This is a genomic window from Lacticaseibacillus zeae subsp. silagei, from assembly GCF_030770335.1.
Classification (GTDB): domain Bacteria; phylum Bacillota; class Bacilli; order Lactobacillales; family Lactobacillaceae; genus Lacticaseibacillus; species Lacticaseibacillus zeae.
On record NZ_CP132484.1, the window covers coordinates 1989367 to 2011495 of the forward strand.

15 protein-coding genes are annotated in these 22129 nt (G+C 49.3%); 2 read left to right on the forward strand and 13 right to left on the reverse strand.

Features of this window, described 5'->3' with window-relative positions; genetic code table 11:
• Nucleotides 1-3: 3 nt before the first annotated feature.
• The 3 genes from LACZS1_RS09380 to LACZS1_RS09390 all read right to left on the reverse strand — a co-directional run bounded on the left by LACZS1_RS09380 (nucleotide 4) and on the right by LACZS1_RS09390 (nucleotide 3264).
• Nucleotides 4-1056, reverse strand: coding sequence for a methionine ABC transporter ATP-binding protein (locus LACZS1_RS09380; RefSeq protein ID WP_070651688.1), 1053 nt, complete (start codon nucleotides 1054-1056; stop codon nucleotides 4-6).
• 18 nt (nucleotides 1057-1074) lie between these two features.
• A complete protein-coding gene (locus LACZS1_RS09385) occupies nucleotides 1075-1905 on the reverse strand; it encodes a MetQ/NlpA family ABC transporter substrate-binding protein (protein WP_070651686.1) in 831 nt (276 codons plus the stop codon).
• Between the two features lie 537 nt (nucleotides 1906-2442).
• Nucleotides 2443-3264 carry a MetQ/NlpA family ABC transporter substrate-binding protein gene (locus tag LACZS1_RS09390; RefSeq protein WP_070651684.1) on the reverse strand — a complete coding sequence of 274 codons (822 nt, stop codon included), beginning with the start codon at nucleotides 3262-3264 and terminating at the stop codon, nucleotides 2443-2445.
• A 361-nt stretch (nucleotides 3265-3625) separates the two neighbouring features.
• Here LACZS1_RS09390 and LACZS1_RS09395 point away from each other — a divergent pair, with 361 nt between their 5' ends.
• On the forward strand, nucleotides 3626-4858 hold the full coding sequence (locus LACZS1_RS09395) for an IS110 family RNA-guided transposase (protein ID WP_070650064.1): 1233 nt from the start codon (nucleotides 3626-3628) through the stop codon (nucleotides 4856-4858).
• Nucleotides 4859-5186: 328 nt separating this feature from the next.
• Here the strand turns inward: LACZS1_RS09395 and LACZS1_RS09400 are convergent, their stop codons facing one another.
• The 4 genes from LACZS1_RS09400 to LACZS1_RS09415 all read right to left on the reverse strand — a co-directional run bounded on the left by LACZS1_RS09400 (nucleotide 5187) and on the right by LACZS1_RS09415 (nucleotide 9780).
• The gene (locus tag LACZS1_RS09400; protein WP_075760960.1) at nucleotides 5187-6380 is read right to left on the reverse strand and encodes a C40 family peptidase; all 1194 of its coding nucleotides are present in this window, start codon (nucleotides 6378-6380) and stop codon (nucleotides 5187-5189) included.
• A gap of 298 nt (nucleotides 6381-6678) precedes the next feature.
• Nucleotides 6679-7950 (reverse strand): tyrosine--tRNA ligase, encoded by a 1272-nt coding sequence (tyrS, locus tag LACZS1_RS09405; protein WP_047105709.1) that lies wholly within the window; start codon nucleotides 7948-7950, stop codon nucleotides 6679-6681.
• A gap of 382 nt (nucleotides 7951-8332) precedes the next feature.
• Nucleotides 8333-9277, reverse strand: coding sequence for a cation diffusion facilitator family transporter (locus tag LACZS1_RS09410; protein WP_070652146.1), 945 nt, complete (start codon nucleotides 9275-9277; stop codon nucleotides 8333-8335).
• Between the two features lie 146 nt (nucleotides 9278-9423).
• The gene (locus LACZS1_RS09415; RefSeq protein ID WP_010491559.1) at nucleotides 9424-9780 is read right to left on the reverse strand and encodes an ArsR/SmtB family transcription factor; all 357 of its coding nucleotides are present in this window, start codon (nucleotides 9778-9780) and stop codon (nucleotides 9424-9426) included.
• Between the two features lie 150 nt (nucleotides 9781-9930).
• On the opposite strand from LACZS1_RS09415, the gene LACZS1_RS09420 reads away from it, so the two are divergent.
• Nucleotides 9931-10860 (forward strand): FAD:protein FMN transferase, encoded by a 930-nt coding sequence (locus LACZS1_RS09420; RefSeq protein WP_070652147.1) that lies wholly within the window; start codon nucleotides 9931-9933, stop codon nucleotides 10858-10860.
• A 105-nt stretch (nucleotides 10861-10965) separates the two neighbouring features.
• Here LACZS1_RS09420 and LACZS1_RS09425 read toward each other — a convergent pair whose 3' ends face one another.
• The 6 genes from LACZS1_RS09425 to glgB form a co-directional block, all read right to left on the reverse strand.
• Nucleotides 10966-12744, reverse strand: a complete 1779-nt coding sequence (locus tag LACZS1_RS09425) for a glycoside hydrolase family 13 protein (protein WP_070652148.1) — start codon at nucleotides 12742-12744, stop codon at nucleotides 10966-10968.
• Nucleotides 12745-13070: 326 nt separating this feature from the next.
• A complete protein-coding gene (locus LACZS1_RS09430; protein WP_070652149.1) occupies nucleotides 13071-15488 on the reverse strand; it encodes a glycogen/starch/alpha-glucan phosphorylase in 2418 nt (805 codons plus the stop codon).
• 149 nt (nucleotides 15489-15637) lie between these two features.
• A complete protein-coding gene (gene glgA / locus LACZS1_RS09435) occupies nucleotides 15638-17083 on the reverse strand; it encodes a glycogen synthase GlgA (protein WP_010491563.1) in 1446 nt (481 codons plus the stop codon).
• On the reverse strand, nucleotides 17076-18245 hold the full coding sequence (glgD, locus tag LACZS1_RS09440; protein WP_047105716.1) for a glucose-1-phosphate adenylyltransferase subunit GlgD: 1170 nt from the start codon (nucleotides 18243-18245) through the stop codon (nucleotides 17076-17078). Before glgD ends, glgA begins: the two co-directional genes overlap by 8 nt.
• Nucleotides 18242-19384, reverse strand: a complete 1143-nt coding sequence (locus LACZS1_RS09445) for a glucose-1-phosphate adenylyltransferase (RefSeq protein WP_010491565.1) — start codon at nucleotides 19382-19384, stop codon at nucleotides 18242-18244. Before LACZS1_RS09445 ends, glgD begins: the two co-directional genes overlap by 4 nt.
• A gap of 340 nt (nucleotides 19385-19724) precedes the next feature.
• Complete coding sequence (gene glgB / locus LACZS1_RS09450) at nucleotides 19725-21785, reverse strand: 1,4-alpha-glucan branching protein GlgB (protein WP_070652151.1); 2061 nt, start codon at nucleotides 21783-21785, stop codon at nucleotides 19725-19727.
• Between the last annotated feature and the right edge of the window lie 344 nt (nucleotides 21786-22129).

Genomic DNA, 22129 nt, shown 5'->3' on the forward strand with positions numbered 1-22129 from the left:
TGCCTAGGCCTCCTTCTTTAAAATGTCTTCAATTTTGACATCTTGCTGCTTAAGATACTGAATGCCGGCGTCCACTTGCGCTTGATCACCGGACAAAACCACGATCAGATTACCAAATGGTGTATCCTGTAAAATCTGAATATCGCCAAACAAAATGTTCGCCGTCACTTGGTAACTCTCAAACAGCTTGGCCACCAGTGGCTGATCGGCCGATACCCCAACATAAGTCAAGCGCAGCAACCGATCATTCGGCCCAAGGTTCTTAACGGCAGGCTGCTGCAAGACTGATTCAATCGCCTGATCAAGCTGCAGGGTCGTATCGATGAAATCCTTGGTCAACTGCTGCTTCGGATTGGAAAAGACCTGCAGCAGATCGCCGCGTTCAATGATGGCGCCTGCATCCATGACGGCAACGCGATTACAAATCTGTTTAACCGCCTCCATTTGGTGGGTAATCAGAACAATCGTTAATCCCAACCGTTCATTCAGCGATTTCAAAAGGTCCAGAATTGAACTCGTGGTTTTCGGATCCAACGCACTGGTCGCTTCATCGGAGATCAAGATTTCCGGATCAGACGCCAAGGCCCGTGCAATCCCGACCCGTTGCTTTTGCCCGCCGGATAGTTGTGCCGGATAGGAATTTGCCCGATCCGTCAGCCCAACCAAATCCAGCAGCTCAGCAACCTTCTTCTTGATCTCCTGCTTTGACTTGATGCCTTTTAACGGAAACGCGACATTATCGGCAATCGTGCGGCTGTTCATCAAATTAAAATGCTGAAAAATCATGCCGATCCGTTTGCGTTCCTTGCGTAGCTGTGCCGCTGACAAAGCTAGCATATCCTGGCCTAAAACATTGACGCTGCCGCTGGTTGGCCGTTGCAACAGATTGATGGTCCGGACCAATGTCGACTTGCCGGCTCCTGAATAACCGACAATCCCATAAATATCCCCGCGATTGACCGTTAAATTAACGTGATCAACGGCATGTACCGAGCGGGTCTTCCCGTGGAATTCAACGTCCACGTCTTTTAACGTCACAACTGCTTGATCTGACATAATTGTCCCCGTTTCTAATTAAAACTTGTAGTTCCAGGCTGGCAGTGTTGAGCCTTTGTAAACCTTCTTCAGCAGCTCAGCCGTCCGCTTTGTCTGGTAAGCTTTGACGATCTTCTTGTAAGTGGCGTTGTTCTTGTCTTTTGCTGACTTGGCAGCAATGAAGTTAACCCATGGCTTGGACTGCTTAGTGATCTTTTCAACCGCAATCGCATTGGCCGGCTTCAGATTGGCTGCTGCCGCAATATCATTATTGACAACGGCCACTGCAACGTCATCCAGTGAGCGCGCGGTCTGGGCTGCATCCAGTTCGGTGAATTTCAAGTTAAGCTTATTGTCCGTAATATCGCGAATAGTTGGCGATGCCACACCTTTTTTCAGTGTCAACAAGCCGTTTTGCGCGAGTAACTGCAGCGCTCGGCCTTCGTTGGAAGGATCGTTAGGCAGGGAAATCTTGTCGCCGGCTTTAACGTCTTTTAGCGATTTGATTTTGTTGGAATAAGCGCGCATCGGCCCAATATAAGTGGCACCGATGTCGACGATCTTGGTATTGTGTTTCTTGTTCCAGTTATCTAAGAAATTATGATGCTGAAAAGCGTTCAACTGAATGTCGCCGTCTTCCAGTGCCTGGTTCGGTTGGTTATAATCCGTAAACTGCACCAGTTTGATGGTCACACCTTGCTTCTTCAACCGTGACTGGATGTCCGTCCAGATCTCCTTGTCCGTACTCATGATGCCGACTTTAACCGTGGTATTTTTGCTAGTGCTGGATGACGACTTACCACAGGCTGCTAAAACAAATAATGGCAAAACCAAAGCAAGTGTGATAATGACTCTTTTCCAAGACTTCATAAACTTTTTCCTCCTCGTTCGGGTTCACGAACAATATGCGCAAGCTTTTTGAAAAATAAAAAAGCTCGCTCCTAAACACAATGTTTTAGAAGCGAGCCAGCTCGCGGTACCATTCTAATTCGACGCCAAAGCGCCCTCAGTAACAGGCAATCACCTGTGTGCGGAATAATGACCGCCAGCCATCATCGCCTAACTACTGCTCAGCGATGCCGATCAATGAGCCATCTTCGATTCAATCAACTACCCTGCTCTCAGCTAATCAGGTTTTCTGTACAGTCTCATCAAATCTACTCACTCATATCATTCGTTTCCCGAAATGAATTAAATCGAGTTTAGACGAAAGGAGAGGGACTTGTCAAGCAAAAGGTTAGAGAGAGCGTGAGCAGGCCCAGAAACCTGCGAACGCGTTTGTGAACCGGATTGCCTTCCACCACTTATTGTTTTACTCGCCAAAGAAGTCACCAAAAGACTGAAAATCCTCAACCTATCAGCCGGAAAGCAAATCAAGTAGTTTCCCTACACACATTACCCGCAATCCTAAAACTTCTGCGTCCAAGCTGGTACTTCACTCCCATGGTACAGCTTCTCAATCAGATTAGCCGTATCCTTCGTCCGGAATGCCTTCACAATTTTCTGGTAAGTCTTATTATTTTTGTCCTTCTTATTCGCCACAAACACGTTAATCCAAGGTTGACTCTGTTTGTTGACCTTCTCCGTGTAAATAGCCTTCTTAGGATTCAACTTGGCATCCTGGGCCACGCCTGAATTAATCACGGACGCTGCAACATCTGGTAAAGAACTGGCCGTTTGCGCGGCATCGACCGCTTTAAGCTTCAAATTCAGCTTGTTGTCGGTCACATCACGGGTTGTTGGCAAAGCCACCTTCGTATTGAGCTTGATCAAACCTGCCGCCTGCAACAATTGCAGCGCCCGGCCTTCGTTAGTCGGGTCATTTGGTAACGCAATCGTGTCGCCTTGCTTGATCTGACTGATTTTCGTGATCTTCTTAGAATAAATCGCTAACGGCGCAATAATGGTCTGGCCGATGCTGACAAGATCACCATGATGCGTCTTGTTCCAGTTGTTCAGAAAATACTGATGCTGGAACAAGTTCAAATCAATATCATGATCCTTCAACGCTGTATTAGGTTGGTTGTAATCAGAGAACTGAACAATTTTAATGTTGATACCCTGTTTCTTGACCTTCTTCGCAACTGATTGCAAAACCCGATTATCCGCACCAACGACCCCAATCTTGACCGTTGTCTGCTTCTGACTGCTACTACTACTGTTACCACAACCAACCAAAATCAGTCCTAATACTGCAATGGTGGCAAAAATCTTCCAAAAACGCTTCATCTTGAATCCTCCTCGTATATTTAAATTACAACCAAGTTCTTGGATAGCTCCGTACTTGGATGTTGCGTGATATTCTCTAGTTGTTCATTGGATTTGGGTCCAACTGGTATAGGCTTTTCCCTCCTGTTGCTAGCTATTGCTAGACTTCACCCCGAGACTGCCGCCCAGATGAATCGAACAAGCACAAACCACAAGCTGCGGGGGCTGGAGATCAGTTCGGTGACTCGCGTTTCACCGAGCAGCTACTGATCCTCAGACAGACTGCTCATACTGCGAGGAAGTACTGTAGGTTCATAATTAGGGAATATCGCGCAGCGCCCAAGCCTATCCATAAATCAGAACAGAAAGGAGGTCCAATTCGATGAACTTGAATGTTGGTATTGATGTTTCAAAAGCAAAGCTTGATTACTGTGGCTTGGATTCTGCCAAGAAGGTTATTTTCCAGGACAAGACCACGAATACCCCTGACGGGGCCGGCCAAATTGAGAAATTAATCCTGGAATGGGCTAAACGCCAAGATGATTCACTAAAGATCGTGATTGGCATGGAAGCCACCTCGGTGTACAACATCCACCCCACACTTTACTTTGAACAAAGCTCAGCGCTCAGTGCGTTGGATGCCACTGTCGTCACGTTGAACCCCAAGATGACTCATCGTTACAGCCAATTGTTTGATGACGACAAGACTGATACCATTGATGCCTTCCACATCGCAGACTTTCTGCGCATTGGCCGGTATCAAGTGCCAGTGACCCGCGACGAGAAACACATTGCCTTACAGCGGCTCACCCGCGAACGGTATCACATCGTCAAACAAATTACAGATGGCAAAAACCACTTCCTCAACAATCTGTACTTCCGATTGAACACACTGGAAGCTGAGCTACCGACTTCTGTGTTCGGAAACACGATGATGACGGTGCTTAGCGGTGAAAAGTACACACTGGACGAAATCGCTCAGATGCCCTTACAGACGCTTACTCAAGATCTTAACCAATTGTCCCACGGTCGCTTTGGTGACCCAGAGGCGATCGCTAAGGCCTTACAAAAAGCCATCCGTAGCTCTTATCGCTTGAGCAAGACGGTTGCCGATTCTGTTGACCAGGTCATGGCGATTTACATCAACCAGATCCGGATGTTACAAAAGCAACTAAAAGCCCTAGACAAGAGCATCACCGACCTGTGTGCCGTCATTGATGGCTCACAGTCAACGCAAAGTATTCCAGGCGTTGGCCCAGTCTACTCGGCTGGACTACTGGCTGAAATTGGTCAGATTGAACGGTTTCCGAGTGAAGCTAGTTTGGCAAGCTATGCCGGACTGGTTTGGCGCAGAAGTCAATCCGGAAACGGTGAGCGGCAACTAACGCCGCGCACGCATAACGGCGATCAGTACTTACGCTATTACCTAATTGAAGCTGCCAACTCGGTAAGAGCGCATGATCCCACATTTGCCAGATTTTACGACAAGAAATACCGGGAGGTGCCAAAATATCAACACCGACGTGCTTGTGTCATGACTGCAAGAAAGCTGGTACGCGTGATCTATGCATTACTTAAAAACCACGAGTTGTATAAACCAGCCAAAGCGGTCTAGCGCGCCAAGCGTCAAGTTAGGGCTTTAGATTCACCTAGAGAAATTACTAAATCCCTGGGCTGGGGGAAGTATACCCTCTGAAAAATGAAACAAGTCTAGATAATTTGAATCACTCCCTTGACTTCAGACCACAAGTCTCGTAAGCGTGAATCAATGCTTAATTCAGGCAATGAGTCACACATGATTATCAGTTTGATCATATTGTCGCATAGATTGCGGATGATAGGCTTGCGAATCGCTCGATTATTTGGATTTTATTTTAAAGAAAAAAGACCGGCCACCATGACCGATCTTTTAAATATATATTTTGCAGGATGTGAACAACTAATTAGAGACGACGGCCAAATTCAGGTGCAAAGTAAGCCATGCTTTGAACAGTGACATTCTGACCCGGTGCCGGCGCGTGGATGTACTGGCCATTGCCGATGTAAATGCCAACGTGATAGGCACTGCCAACGCCGCCCCAGAAGACTAAGTCGCCGGCCTGAAGATCGGAAACCGCCACGTAAGAACCAAGCGTGCTTTGGGCTTGCGAAGTCCGTGGCAAGTTAACACCGGCTTCTTTAGCTGCGTAGTAAATCAGACCTGAGCAGTCAAAGCCTGAAGGTGAAGTGCCACCATAAACATATGGCACACCGATATACTTAGCAGCGTTACTTGCGATGCCGCCGCCGGAAACGGAAACCTTGCTGCTGCCAGCTGAAGCGGGTGCCGTTGAGGAGGTCACGCTCGTGCTGGAAGCATTGTTACTTGCAGAAGCAGTGCTGGTGCTTGATGCCGTCGACGTAGAAGTGGTGCTTGCTGCGTCACTAACGGCCTTTTGTGCAGCTGCAGTCTTGGCAGCTTCTTCAGCAGCCAATTCAGCCAGCTTGTCTTTGTTGGCATCAATCAGTTTTTGTGCTTCGGCAGCGGCTTCGTCAGCATCTGCCTTCAAGCTATCAATCTTAGCCTTATCGCTTTCAAGTTGGGCCTTGGTTGCGACCAGGCTCTTTTGCTTGGCTTCCTGGTTAGCCTTCAGATCCTTGACTTTCGCCTCGGAATCTTTAACCGCCTGCAAGGCTTCGGTGCTAGCCTGACTCAACTTGCTAACAGTAAAGGAACGGCCTACCAAGTCGGTCAAACTACTTGAATTCAAAATGAAATCAAAATAGACATTGCCGGTAACCGAATTGCCGACCCGTTTTTGCAAAGAAATCAATTGATCTTTCAAATTATTCTTGCGTTGGCTGGCTTCTTGATTGGCTTTTGTCAGCTGGCCGTCAAGATCAGTGATTTTAGCTTGGGTATCTTTAATCTCAGCCTCGGCCTTTTGAATCGCCAAAACCTTGTTGGAAACATCATTGCTTAGCTTCGCGCTTTTATCGTTGGCTGCCTGAAGCTGTTTCATCAAATCATCGTTCTTCGCTTGCAAACTTGATTTGTCGTCTGCCGCGCGAACGGTTGTTGCTGCTACACCCGAAACCCCAACACCAGCTAATGTTGCAACGGTGATAGCGCCCGTAACTAATTGCCGTAATCTCATCTTTATCGCCACTCCTGCTTTCATTTTGTTCACAATTGTCACATTAACACTGAACTATTACAGGCTTGTTACAAGGCCGTTACCATCAGAATACTTTCGCAATTAAATCAACATTATTTTATGATCATATTGATAATTAGTTTACGTCCTAGTTATATTTTCGCGTTTGCATGTAAAAAAACAGGGACAAAGCGCGGCTTCATCCCTGACTTTTTGCAGTGCCTGTCATTTAATTTTTACTGGCGGGATTTTTTGTTGGTAGCGTTTACTTAGTTGGCCCAACTATCAACGACATCGTTTACTTGATCTTAACCAGGAAGTACCGCTTTTTCCCGCGCCGAACAATGACGTACTGACCGTCAAAATGGGTACTCGGGTCAACTTCAAAATCCAGCTCGCGTTGGCGGGTCCCGTTAATTGTGATCGCACCATTCTGAATGTCCTCACGCGCCTGGCGCCGACTCGGTTCGATTTTAGTGGTATCTACCAGCCAAGTGACGATATTCTCTGCAGTTTTCGGCGCTTCCACCGTTGGAAACTGCTTGAATCCCTGCTTGATTTCTTCAGCGCTCAAGTCCGCGACATCGCCGGAGAAAAGTGCAGCGCTGATGCTTTCGGCCTGATCCACTGCTTTTTGGCCGTGAACAAACTTCGTGACAGAACGGGCCAATTCCCGCTGTGCTTCGCGTTTTTCCGGATGCGTTTTAGTCGCTTCAACTAATTCCGCAATCGCGTCCCGTGACAGGAAAGTGAAGAACTTGAGGAACTTTTCAACATCGGCATCATCCTGGTTGAACCAGAATTGATAGAACTCATACGGCGAGGTCTTTTCCGGATCAAGCCAAACCGCCCCGCCTGCGGATTTACCAAACTTAGTGCCATCCGCCTTGAGCATCAGTGGATTCGTGAGGCCGTAAGCACGGGCATCCGGGCCTTCAATTCGATGAATCAGGTCAATCCCGGCTGTGATGTTGCCCCACTGATCGGCACCGCCAATTTGCAGCTGAACGTCTTCGTGTTTGAACAGATGCAGAAAATCAACCGACTGCAGAATCTGATAGGTGAACTCGGTGTATGAAATCCCGGTTTCCAGACGACTGGCCACAACTTCTTTATTCAACATGTTATTGACGGAAAATAGCTTCCCGTAATCCCGCAAAAAGTCCAGCATCGAGATTTTCGATAACCAATCATAATTATCGACAATCCGGAAATCTTCCGTGCCAAACAGATTCTCCATTTGGGCCGTCAATTTCTTTTTGTTGGTGGCGATGGTGTCCATCGTCTGCAAAACCCGCTCGGAATTACGCCCGGACGGATCACCAATCGAGCCGGTGCCACCGCCGATAACGATCACTGGCCGGTGACCCATCAGCTGAAAACGCTTGAGAATCATAAACGGGATCAAATGGCCGACATGCAAAGAATCACCAGTCGGATCCGTCCCGCAATAAACACTGACCGCTTTCTCTTGGGTCAGCTTGCGCAAGCCATCTTCATCGGTCAGCTGATTTAACGCCCCGCGCCATTTTAATTCGTCTAGAATCTTGCCTCGTTGTGTTTCTGTCATCAATCGATTTCCTCCTATTTGTCATGTGCGCGAGCCGCAATGTTCACGCTTCTTCAGAACGCGTTCGCTGGCGCAGAAGCCGGCTTACGCTCAAAAAAAATCGTCCCTGATCTTATCAATAAGATCAGGGACGATTTTCACCGCGGTACCACCCAAATTATGCTATGCATCACTCTCATGGATATCGGCATGACCCGCGGCCAGTGTTTTTTGAGTTGTAATTCATGCTGTTAAGCGCAACGGTTCGCAGCAACCACCGTTTTTCTGAAGACTACCTAACACCACTACTGCGGCTCAACTGGTAAATGATACTTCAAATCTTATCACATGCTCAGGATTTGTACAGCGTCAATATTTTTAAAGTTATTTGCCAGCTGACCAGCTAATTCTGCGGATCTTGCGGCGCATCATTCGGCGGCAAGTCGGCCGGATACGTTTTGACATCGGCATCGAGAATATCATACTTATCCATTAGTTTGCGCTCGACCTGCTCGCCTAACTCATAAGAATCGGCGACGGTCATCTTGGGATCAACCCGAATGCCAATCGTGAGCAAAACTGCGTCGCCAGCGTACCGGGCCTCGATGCTTTGAACGCCGAGGACGCCGGGCACTTGGGTGATGGTTTGCCGATACGCCGCAATTTTCTTGGTATCAAAGCCATCTGTCAGTTCAAAAATGGCATCCCGCAAGATGGTCCAGGCTGCATACAAAATCAAAATTCCGACAGCAAGCGCAGCCCCGCCATCAAGCCACAACCAACCGGCTTTGGCCCCCAAAATGGCCAGCAAAGTCCCCGTGCTGGTTGCGGCGTCTGAAAAGCTATCCTTAGACGCCGTTCGCAAAACACTACTATTCAGCTGTTTGGCGCGAATATGATTCATTAGCGAGATGGCGCCCATAGCTATTCCTGCCGCCAGACTCACATAAACCGCCAATATTCCGGGGACTTGAACTTTGCCCTGAGCCCAAGCCTGCAAGCCGTGGTAACCATCCAAGACAACATCCGCGCCAACCACCAGCATAATCAAGCCGGAGAACAAGGTCGCAATTGTTTGAAACCGCCAGTGGCCAAAACGGTGCTCGCTGTCCGGTCGCTGTTGGGAAATTTGTAAGCCCCAAAGCAAAATAAGTGCTGAAGCCACCCCGGTCAGGTTATTCAACCCATCCGCGGCTAAAGCCCGAGAATGCGCCAGCTGGGCAATCCACAATTCAGCCACCGTCAAACCGCCGTAAACAAATAAATTTAACGCAGCCGCATGCTGGGCACTTTTAAGCCGCGCAAATCGGCGCTGTTCATCTTTAAAAATATTGCGGCCAGCATCCATGCTAATCCCCCTTGTTGAATAGACTATTTAATAACTATTATAAAGCATCAATGTGGCCGTACCACCGTAAAATATTCGTTTTAAATGACGCAAACGCTTTCTTACAAAACTTTTACATTCATCACGCCAAATCACGGATCAGCCTCTCAGCTATCCTGTGATTCACCTGTCTCATATTCTTCCGTCTGCCGCCTTAACGCACTAGCCAGACGTTCCAACCGCGCAATGGTGTCGTCGAGCGTTAAGTAATAGTAAATCATATTCCCTTCATGCCGGGATGCGACCATACCGATGTCCTTCAGCCGTTTCAAATGATGCGACGTTGCCGGTTGCGACAACCCAATCGCATCCGCCAGATCGCTGACCTTAACGCCGGAGTTATTCTTAGCAGCGCCAAGCATCATAATGAGCCTTTGACGATTCGTATTTGATAACGCGTTTAGGTGACCGATGTCTTGTTTGAATTCTTTTAGCGCTTCCTGTTGTGCCGAGCTGTACGCCATAACTTTCTCCTTCTAGTGACTTCTACTGCGAACCCCAGATGAATCCGTTACCATTCACATCGAATATTACCTGAAATCGTAACGATTGCAACAAATATGCAAACCGTTCATACTGTAACCAAGAACAATCAACGACTTTGGAGGTGCACTATGACAACGACCACAACCTTTCACGGCTTAGGGGCGGATAACACGCTGACCATTTACACAGACGGCGCCAATGAACTTCTGAATCAAAGCGTCAGCATGATTCGCGCTTATGCCCACTTATTGTCGCTTTATGACGAAGAATCCCTGCTCGTCATGATCAACAATCAGGCCGGTAAAACGCCGGTTCACATACCTGTCCGCCCGGTCTTCAATCTCATTGCCCAAGCGATTGCCTGGAGCAAGCGCGGACTTGGTTATAATGCTTTAATCGGGCCAATCGTTAAGCTGTGGCGGATTGGTTTTGCTGATGCTCGCATTCCATCGGCCAGCGAAGTCAGCGCTGCTTTAGCGTTAACCGATCCGAATCTGGTTGAACTGGATTCGGAAAATCAAACCGTTTTTCTACCCCAAAAAGGCATGGCGCTTGATCTGGGTGGCATTGCCAAAGGGTTTATTGTGGATCAGGTTTACGACTTATGGGACAAGACCGGCGTCGAAGGTGGTCTGATTGACTTAGGGGGCAACCAACGACTGGTCGGCAAGGCAGCCAGCGGGATTCCGCTATGGCAGTGGCCCATCGCCGATCCGCGCTACCCCGAAAAGCGCAGCATCGCGACCCTGACAACCGAACCAAAAGCAGTGGTCACGACTGGCATTTTTGAACGCCAATCCAAAATTGCCGGCAAGGAGTATCACCACTTAATTGACCCTAACACAGGCTATCCAGTTGAATCCAACATGGCCAGCATCACCGTGGTTGCCGATAATGGGCTCCTTGGTGATGTGTTGTCCTCCATCGGCTTCTATGCCGGCATTCCGGCTGGTTACGACGCCATCGAGGCAGAAGGTCAGGAAGCCATTTTCGTCACCAAAGAAACCCGCGTTTATCAAACTAGCGGCCTGCGCGAAACCCTAGCTATCACGGTATAGCGGGCTGAAATAACATTAGAACACAAAAACAGCAACCAACTGCCAAAAAGGCTGGGTTGCTGTTTTTTTACGGCTTGTGTCAGTTATCAAAGCCTCAACTGACTCCTAAAGTTCCTGCCAAATCACGCTGCAAGGCGGCACCATGGTTCCCACCGGTAACAATGCGCGCAGATTCGCTGGAACTAGCTTGGTATTGGCATCCTGCAACGCTTGCGGCGAACAGGTTGGGTTGGCCAACACCACCAGCGTCTGCTCTTCATTCTGGCGGACAAAGCCGAAGCTGTCCTCAAAAGTAAACGGAAAGAATGCGGCATCTGCCGCCAATGCCGGTTGATCGATGCGGGTCTGAATCGCAATCTGATATAAATCCATAATCTCCTGATCTTCATGCCCCCAAGGATAAAAGGCACGGTTATCCGGATCCTTACCACCGGTCAATCCGGCTTCGTCGCCGTAATACAGACACGGCACCCCTGGCAACCAATAGAAAAGCGAAACCAGTAATTTCAGCTTCTGGCGATCGCCATTCAAAACCGTTAAAATCCGCGGCGTATCGTGAGTGCCGATGTTATTAAAGTTAAAATCAAACGCATTCGGCGGATAATTTTCTTTTAACGTCATCAACTGGCGGACAAAGCCGGCTGCATTGAGCTGCCCATTGACAAAATCGATCAGCATTGACCGCAACAGATAGTTCATCACGGCATTCAGCTCACCGCCTTCAAAATACTGGCGCCGCTTGCCATAAGCCTGTTTATTGGACGCATCTTCCCACACCTCGCCGATCAAAACGCGATTCGGAAACTGATCAAGTGTGCTCCGAATCTGCCGAATAAAGCCATCGGTCAGTTCGTCCGCAACATCCAGCCGCCAACCATCGACGCCCATATCCGTCCAATAACTGATAACGGAATCCTTTTTGGCAGCAATAAAGTTATGAAAATCCTGATTGTCTTTATTAATGGCCGGCAGATCCTTCACGCCCCACCAGCTGTTGTAATCGTCCGGAAACCGTTTAAACGAAAACCATGAGGCATACGGCGAATCCAGACTGTTGGCGGCCCCGACATCATTGTATTCATTCACAGCATTGAAATACCGACTATCCGCACCGACATGGTTAAAGACGCCATCGAGAATGACATGCATCCCCTGCCGATGCGCCGCCGCCAAAAACTGTTTAAAATCATGCAACGTACCCAGGACTTCATCAATCGCGTAATAATCACCGGTGTCATAACGATGATTGCTCCGCGCCTGAAAAATCGGACTGAGATACAACGCGTTGATCCCACGCGCGGCCAGCAGCGGCAACTTTTGCTGAATGCCAGCCAAATTACCGCCATAAAAATCCCAGCGGAGGACTTCGCCGTTATTCCCGCGAATATACATCGGCCGATCCGACTGGCGCCCATAGATAAATGAATTAGCCTTAGGAGCATTCACATGGCCATCGGCGTTACCATTCTGAAACCGATCCACAAAGATATGGTAAAAGCGGGCGTTCTTGTACCAATCCGGCACGGGATCAAACGCATGCACCACCGTCAGCTGATAGCTAACCACATCCGCATTGTCCGAATAAGTCTGCCCAATGCCGCCATAACCACCATCAACCGCACCAAACCGCTGACGGCCTTCATCAGTTTGCAATTCAAAATGATAAAACCACAACCCCGAAGACGGCGGGGTAAAAGTAACCGTATAACCATTCGGACTCTGCGTCATCGGCAACGTCTGCGCCTGATCCCACTGACCATCCGCAGCAATCACCAACGACGCCTGCGTCACGGCACCGTCAGCCTTAGCCGAAAAATGCACCAGCGTCCCCTCCCGAACAGCCCCAAACGGCCGCCGATCGGTAAATGAATCAAATTGAAACATGTGAACCTCCCTGCTCTACAAAATGTGGCAATGCTGTGACATTAGCCTTAGTTGATGAAGTTAAACGCAACACCAACTCCAACTAACGCAGAGTGCCAAGGCGGAGCTATCGGAGGCCAGAGGGGGCTCAGTGGTGAAATTGTACTAGCTGGGTGATCTTCCCAGCGTAGTACAAGGCCGAGCTTTGAGACTCTGCGCTTTTTGCAGAGGCTCAAAGTCGTGCCCACCACGTTCCAGCCCCCTCTGGCCGGAGATAGCGGAGTTTGGCGCGGAGTAGCAGACGTCACTGTCACACACACCAAGCCAAGTTGCCACTGCGATACTACTTATGCTTCAGTGTCACTACCATCATCCTCAGGCGTCTGCGGAATCACATGCCAAATCTCGCGGCCATACCGCTGAACCGTAAAGTCCGCCGAGAACCGACCACTCTCCGCAATATTAACCAACGCCTTCTTCGCCCAAAGCTCAGGCTGCTGATAAAGCTTATCCAACCGCGCATTAGCCGCCAGATAACTCTCAAAATCCGCCAGCACGAAATACTCGTCATTATACATCAACAACGCATTGTAAATATCGCGGCCTTCCGTCTCAATCCCCGGAATCTTCCCATTCACCAGCATATCCAACACGGCATGCAACCGCGGATCCTTTTCATAAAAGTCCCGCGAACGATAATCGCCGCGCTGATAGTACCCGGCAATCTCTTTTTCGGTCAACCCGAAGATCTCGATATTATCATCGCCAACCGCATTCTTAATCTCGATGTTAGCGCCATCCAACGTCGCCAAGGTCAACGCCCCGGCACTCATCAGCTTCATGTTACTCGTACCGCTGGCTTCCTTACCGGCCGTTGAAATCTGCTCGGAAATATCCGCCGCCGGAATAATCTTTTCAGCCATCGAGACACCATAGTTCGGCAAAAAGACAACCTGCAAATAAGGACTGACTTCCGGATCACTATCGACCATATCGGCTACTGCATTCATAACCTTAATGATTTCCTTGGCATACACATAACTAGGCGCAGCTTTTGCTCCAAAAATATGCAGCCGCTTCGGTCGTTTCTCGCCGCGCTTAATCGCCAAGTACGCGTCCAGAATTCCTAAAAGATGCAGTAACTGGCGCTTGTAAGCATGCAGCCGCTTAATCTGCACGTCAAAGATGGCATCGGGATCGACTTTAACATGCACGGTTTGGTCAATATATTTAGCCAGTTCCCGCTTATTTTCCGCTTTGGTCGCATTTAAATCGGCCAAAAAGCGCGTGTCGTCAATGTAGTCATGTAATTTACGCAGCGCCAATGGATTCTGCCGCCACGCCGTTCCGATTTTCTTATCCAACAAGTGCGCCAGCGGCCGATCGCCGATTTGAATCCAGCGCCGCGGCGTAATGCCGTTGGTTTTATTGTTAAACCGCTCCGGAAAAATCTGGAAAAGATCATGCAGCACATCTTTTTTCAGCAATTCACTATGAAGCGGCGCCACCCCATTCACCGCGTGCGAGCCGATGGTGGCCAGATACGCCATGCGCACCTGCCCGTTACCCAGAGGCGCAATGCGATCAATCATGGCCTGGCCAAATTGCGGCACAAAGGCCAACCGGAAGCGGCGATCGATTTCCTGTACAATCTGGTAAATCCGCGGCAACAACCCGCTGAACATGTCAATCGGCCAAACTTCCAATGCTTCGGAAAGCAACGTGTGATTCGTATAACTCATCACTTTGAGCGTAATGCGCCAGGCTTCATCCCAGCCCACATGCTCGTCGTCCATTAACACGCGCATCAACTCAGGAATTGCCATCGCCGGGTGGGTATCGTTAATATGAATCGCCACCCGATCGGCAAACCCGGCCATACTGTTGTGAGTTCGACGATAATGCCGGACAATGCTTTGAATCCCGGCACTCGTGAAGAAGTATTCCTGCCGCAACCGCAATTCCTTGCCAGCATTATCCGAGTCATCCGGATACAGAATCTGGGTGATCTGATTAATTCGTTCGCGCTGCTCTAAGGTAAAATGCGGGCCGGCATTAATCGGCGCCTCGGCTGACCACAACCGCAAATTATTGACAACGCCATTGTGATACCCAACCATCGCCACATCATACGGCACGGCCAAGACATCATCGGTATTATGATAAATCACCCGCAAATGGCCGCTGCGACTAGGCCGCAATTCAACCCAGCCGCCAAACTTCACGGTGACAGCGCGATTTTCCTTACGCGTCTCCCAAGGAAAACCATTGCGCATCCAATCATCTGGCAATTCAACTTGATACCCATTCACAAATGCCTGCTTAAACAAGCCGTACTGATAACGAATACCATTCCCATTGCCAGCCATGCCAACGCTGGCCATGGCATCCATAAATGCTGAAGCTAACCGCCCCAGTCCACCGTTGCCCAAGCCGGGATCTGCTTCAGCAGCAAAAATCTTTTGTGGATGTAGATCCAATTCTTCCAAACCAGCCTCAACTTCGTCCAAAATTCCGAGATTCAGCAAATTTGATTGCAGCAGACGGCCCGGTAAAAATTCGATCGAGAAATAAAAGACCTGTTTGGTTTCTTCCTCGTCATAGCGCTCCTTGGTGTCGGCCCAAGGTTGCGCAATATATGATCGTGTCAGTAACGCAAGTGCCTGATAAAGCTGCTGTGAAGACAGATCTTCAATCGGCGCTGCGTACAATTTTAAGGCCATATCTTTGAATTCCGTGATGAATTGTTCCTTCGTTAATGCCATCAAATATACACCTCATCAAAATAAACAACCGTAACCGTTCGCCTAAACATGAATAACGAGGTCCAATCAAATCTCCGCCACTTTTGGTTAGACGATGACCGTCTTACCTGCTTTGCGTGCGATTCGATCCGACCTCGTTGATTGCCACCTCATGCTTTGCCTAAAATTCGGTCATACCCCTTCAAATACGCAGCCGCCGAATGATGCCAGTCAAAATCCATGGCCATGGCTTGTTGCTGCAGTCGAGCATAAACCTTAGGCTGATCCGCGTAAACATTTTTGGCCATTCGTAAGATTTTCGCAAAGACACCAGCATTGTACTCCCAGAAACTAAAGCCGTTGCCGGCACCGGTTTCCGCGTTATACGGCGTCACCGAATCTCGCAGCCCGCCGGTTTCATGCACGATTGGCAACGTTCCATACCGCATCGCCATCATCTGCGCTAAGCCGCTGGGTTCAAAGGCACTCGGCATCATGAAGAAGTCGGCCCCAGCATAAATCCGCTGCGCCATCGCTTCGTCAAAATTAATCCGCACGGCTAACTGACCTGGGAAGCGATCCTGCATCGACAGTAAATCTTCTTCAAGATCGCGATCGCCAGTTCCCAAGATCACAACCTGAACATTATTCTGCACCAAGAAGTTCTCCAAAGCGTCAACGAGTAAGTCGGCACCTTTTTGGCGGGTTAGTCGACTGACCATCGCAAACAGCGGATCGGACCGCTTTGGCAAATGCATCTCGTCTTGCAAAACGCGCTTGTCTTTGGCTTTGCCTTTTAAATTCTTGGCGTTGTAATGATACGCCAGATGTGGGTCGGTTTCCGGATCATATACTTCCGCATCGATGCCATTCAGGATCCCGACTAATTTACCACTTTGTTTGCGTAATGTGCCATCCAAATGCTCGCCAAACGCCGGTGATTGAATTTCCTGCGCATAGCTTGGACTCACCGTCGACACTAAATCGGCAAAATTGATACCGCCTTTAAGCCAGTTGACCGAACCATCCTGAGCAAACCCATCGTCATTAAAACTCTGGCGGCCAATTTGAAAGACCGTGTCCAGAATTGACGGCGGGAACCATCCCTGAAACTGCAAATTATGGATGGTCAGCTGCGTTTTAATGTTTTGATAAGGACGAATCCAGCCATACTTCTCCTTCAACAGCACCGGAATAAACGCCGTGTGCCAGTCGTTGGCATGAATGATATCTGGAATCCACTCGATCACCTGCAGCATTTCGATCACGGCCATCTGGAAGAACCCGAACCGGCCACCGTCGTCCCAGTATCCATACAGGCCATCGCGATCAAAATACTGGCGGTTATCGATCAGATAATACGTCACATCCCCCAGCTTAATCGTTTTAAGACCGACGTAAACCGGGCGACCACCCATTTCAATCGTAAAATGCGTCAGGTTCTTAACCTTAGGCAGATACTTAGCCGGAAACTTTTTTTCGTAAAACGGAATAGCAACCCGAATGTCAACGCCTTGCTTTTTAATTGCTTTTGGCAAGGCATAGGTGACATCACCTAAGCCACCGGTTTTGTAAAACGGAGCACTTTCTGCAGCAGTAAAAAGAACTTTAAGCACGAGCCGTCACTCCCTTACCATCTGGCTGAAAGACTTTCTGATTCTTGGCGAATACAAGCGGTTCTTCCGGGGTGCCTTCCAAAGCCAGGTTCGGTCCGATAATCACGCCTTTGTCCAGAATTGCATACTTCACGCTGGAGCCAGTACCAACTTTGCTGCCTTGCATGACAATGCTGTGATCAACCAGCGCATCCCGATGAATGTGGACATTGCGGAAAAGAATCGAATGGTTGACGTCGCCTTCAATGAAATCACCGGTGCCGAGCAAGCTGTTCGTCACTTTTGATTCAGTTGAGAAGTACGTCGGAATTTCGTTCTTATTCTTGGTCTCAATCGAGTTGGCACTGTACAGCAATGCCTGATAGTTCTGATCCTCCAGCATGCTCATGTTCGCGTCATAATAACGCTGAATCGTATTGAGCTTCGCCAAAAAGCCGGTGTACTCAAACGCGTTGGCATTATTTTGCAACACGGCTTCGCGCATAATCTGCGGTAGGCGCTTGAATGTCGGTGCTTCGGATGCATCGATCAGTAAATCAATCAGGTCAATGGTGCCGATGAGGTAAATGTCCATGAACGCCGGGATTTTGCCTTCTTTAAGGTGACCGCGGTTTTCCGAGGCCGGCACAACCGAACTGGCAGTCCCCAATTCGGTCATGTCCAACGTGAGATCCTCAGGCTGCATCGCCGTTTCCGGTAAATTCTTGTAAACGGCGGTGACGGGACTTTCACCGGCTTGATGGTACGCCACAATCGCGTCCACATCGACATTGGCAACATTTTGGGTGCCCATAATGATCGTGTATTGGGCGCTGCTCTTGCGCAGAAATTGCAGATAGTCATCATAATAACGGGCCCGCAGTTGCGGATCTTCGTAATCGCGGCCGGCCATATAGGGATACGTGAAAATGCCGCCGGTGATCTGATCCATGTTCCAAGTGGACCCGCTGCGAATGTGGTCGGTCACACTGCGCCCAGATTTAGGCAGGAAAATCGCCACACTGCGAACATTGGCGTGATCCAGTGATGACAGCGGAAAATCAATGAGCCGGTAGCGCCCTGCAAATGGCAGCGTGCCGATCGGGCGGGCTGCCGTCAATGGCTGAATTTGGTCGTCTTTTTCATTCAGATCAATGATTGCTGCTAAATCGCCTTTTCTCATTCTTTTTCAGTCCTTCCTAAAACTTCCCCGTAACCGACAACACTAATTTCGTTTGGTTTCCCGACAACCTTGCCATTGTCGCCAATGATCGCATTTTCACCGACAATCGCGTGATCGACGGTGACGTTCTTACCGATGACGGCGTTTGGCATGATCATACTATCTTTAATAACCGAGCCTTCCCCAATTTTGACATTTTGGCTCAAGATGCTGTGCTCAATGGCACCGGCAACATAGCAGCCGTCCACAATCATCGAGCCGGAAACTTTGGCGGTTTTGGTCAGGAACATCGGTGGCAGTGCTTCGTTTTGGCTGAAAATGCGCCAGTTGCGATTGCCGATGTTGAGCGGGTTGTTCGGATTCAGGAATTCCATGTTCGCTTCCCACAGACTCTGAATCGTCCCGACATCCTTCCAGTAACCCCGGAACGCGTATGCATAACTGGCTTCGTTATGGGTTAGATACGCTGGAATGACGTCATGACCGAAGTCTTCCATTGCCCCATCTGTCGCATAACTTTCTGTCAGGTATTGCTTGAGCGTTGGCCAGTTGAAGATGTAGATCCCCATAGATGCCAAGTTGCTCTTTGGCTTGGCCGGTTTTTCTTCGAATTCGATAATCCGGTCAGTATCGTCGGTATTCATAATGCCAAAACGCTTCGCTTCGTCTTTGGCGACGGGCATGACGGCCACGGTCAGGGATGCTTTCTTGGCTTTGTGGTAGTCCAGCATGGCTTGGTAATCCATTTTATAAATGTGATCGCCGGATAGAATTAAAAGGTATTGCGGATTATAAGAATCGATATACGCAATATTTTGGTAGATCGCATGCGCCGTGCCTTCAAAGAACTTTTCGCCTTCGCTTGAGGCATATGGCTGCAGGATCGTGACGCCGGCGCCGCGTTCGTTCAAGCCCCAGCTGGCACCGTTTTGAATGTGGCGATTCAGTTCAAGCGGCTGATACTGGGTGATGACCCCCGCGGTGTTTACCCCGGAGTTGGCTAAGTTGCTCAGGGTAAAATCGATGATGCGGTAACGGCCTCCGAACGGCACGGATGGCTTGGCAGTGGTTTTGGTTAATTTGCCTAAACGCGTGCCTTGACCTCCGGCTAGAATGATTCCCAACATTTCAGTACTCATGATTGCGGCGCATGTGGTGCGCCTTCCCCCCTTACTTCTTTATATAAAAAGATCTAAAAGTGCTCTGATGCCTCTTTTTAAATATCTTGCATGATTGGCTTGCAGCAGTGAAAAAAGGTTTAGGCAATTGGTTCCGTGTCGTGCCAGACTCCGCGATCTCCGGCCAGAGGGGGCTGGAACGTGGTGGGCACGACTTTGAGCCTCAGCAAAGCCCGCTGAGTCTCAAAGCTCGGCCTTGTACTACGCCGGGAAGATCGCCCGGCTAGTACAATTTCACCACTGAGCCCCCTCTGGCCTCCGGTCGCTACGCCTTGGCACTGGGCATCGAGCACCAGACATCTCACGAATTCTTGTCAGTCTTGACGACAAGCGACTTTGTTGGTGGCTGGGCCCGCGCTGGGGTTGTTCCCCAATCTTTGTGGTGACTGATTGCCTGATGCTTTTGGTTAGCGATGGCTTTGGGTGACGGGCTGCCGGTGATTGCTGGCTGGTGCTTGCTTTTTTGTTTTGGTGGCTCGGGCAGCGGTGCCAGCTTTTTAGGGGCGATGAGCAAGGCGCCCATGGCTGGTAAGATGACGTCGAGCCATGCCGGTTCGCCGTGGGTGTTGCCTTCTTTTGTCTTTAGCGTTGCCTGCCACTTGGTCCAGGTGCCGCCGAAGTCAATGTTTTCCGTGTTCAGTAGCACGGTGTACGTACCTAGTCTTGGCACCGGGACCTTGAAGTGATCTTTTTGGACTGGCACGAAATTCATCGCAACCACCGTGAAATCGTCTGGTTGTTTGCCATAACGGATGTAGCTCATGACATCAGGTTCGTCGGCCATGGTGATCTTAATGCCGGCCGGTTGATGATCTTGTTGCCACAAGCTTGGACGGGCGGTGTATAGATGATTCAGCGTCTTCGTGAAGCCTTGCATCTTCTTATTCATCGGATCCTTCAAGTCGACCCACTCAAGCTCGCTCCAGTCGCGCCATTCGAGAAACTGTCCCCATTCGCTGCCCATGAATAATAGCTTTTTCCCTGGGAATGTCGTTTGCCAGACGTACATGGTGCGTAAATTAGCGAACTGATTGTATCGGTCGCCTGGCATTTTATGCATCAGGCTCTTCTTACCATGCACCACTTCATCATGTGAAAATGGTAAGACGAATTGTTCGTTATACATATACATGAATGAAAACGTCAATAAATTCATATCACTGTGGCGATAAACCGGGTCTTCTTCAAAGAACTTGAGCGTGTCGTTCATCCACCCCATGTTCCACTTGTAATTGAACCCTAAGCCACCCGTGTTGATCGGCGCCGATACCTTTGGATAAGCCGAGCTTTCTTCGGCCATCATGAGCACATCGGGATGCTTGGCGAACACTTTGGTATTTAACCGCTTCAAAAAGGCAATGCCTTCGAGGTTGTCGCGGCCGCCAAATTGGTTGCGGTCATTTTCCTTGCCGGCGTCATAATCCATGTACAGCATGTTGGAAACGGCATCAACGCGCAGTCCATCGAGGTGGCAATGATCCAACCAGTACATGGCGCTGGAAATTAAAAAGCTTTGAACCTGGGCCTTGCCTAAGTCAAAATTCCAGGTGCCCCACCGAACGTTTTCGGCGCGGTGCGGGTCGGTGTATTCAAAAGTCGGCGTCCCGTCGAACTGTGCCAGCATGTCGGTATTTTTGATAAAATGACCCGGCACCCAATCCATGATGATACCAAGCCCGGCTTCATGCGCGGCATCGACGAATCGCAGAAAGTCTTCTGGCTCGCCGAAGCGGCTGGTCGGCGCAAAATAGCCCATCAACTGATAGCCCCATGAGGCATCGAGCGGGTGTTCCATTAATGGCAGAAACTCGATGTGAGTGTAGCCCAAATCCTTCACATACGGAATCAACTTATCAATGGCATCCTGATACGTCATGTACCCGCCATCCGGTCCGGCGTTGGTGTCGCGAATAAACGAACCTAGGTGTACTTCGTAAATCGTCAGCGGTTCGTCATATGGCCGCCACTTGCTGCGCTTGGCCAGCCAGGCATCGTCATGCCAAGTGATCCGGGGGACATCGACCAAACGTGCAGCACTGCCGGGTTTACGTTCAAAACCGAAGCCATAAGGATCGATCTTTTCGTGCGTCGCGCCGTCCGGACCAACAATCTGATACTTATATAACTGATGTTTCTGGGCAGATAATTCGCCGTACCAACAACCGGTTTGCCCTTGGAGCTTTAACGGACTCCCTTGCCAATCATTAAAGTCGCCGACGACTTGAACCTGCTTGGCATGTGGCGCCCAAACGAGGAATGACCATTTACCTGGTTCAACTTCATGGGCCCCAAACCGGTTGTAACTTTGAAAATCCTGTCCTGTGTTGAAAAGATATAACCAATCTTTTAATCCTTGGATCATGATCACTCCCCCAATCACGTGAGCGTGAGCCGGTGCGCTTAGAAACCGGAGTGTAAGCGGCCTCGGGCGCACTGGTTCGGGCTTAGGCCATTGTGCCCAAGGTCCTTACACGCAGGTTTCTACGCCGGTGAACGCGTTATGCTTCGACTTGCTTCACCTACATCACGTATCGCGAATATTCCCTATCGCCCCAAGTGTAACAGCAAGACATTCAAAAGGCTCAAGAAACGCTCACCTGAACACTTTTATAAATAAAACGATTAGCCACTGCCAAGAGGAATATAATCCCCTTACGCGTCTAATTGTAACCGCTTACGCCAGATATTAACAGTAAATACAATTTT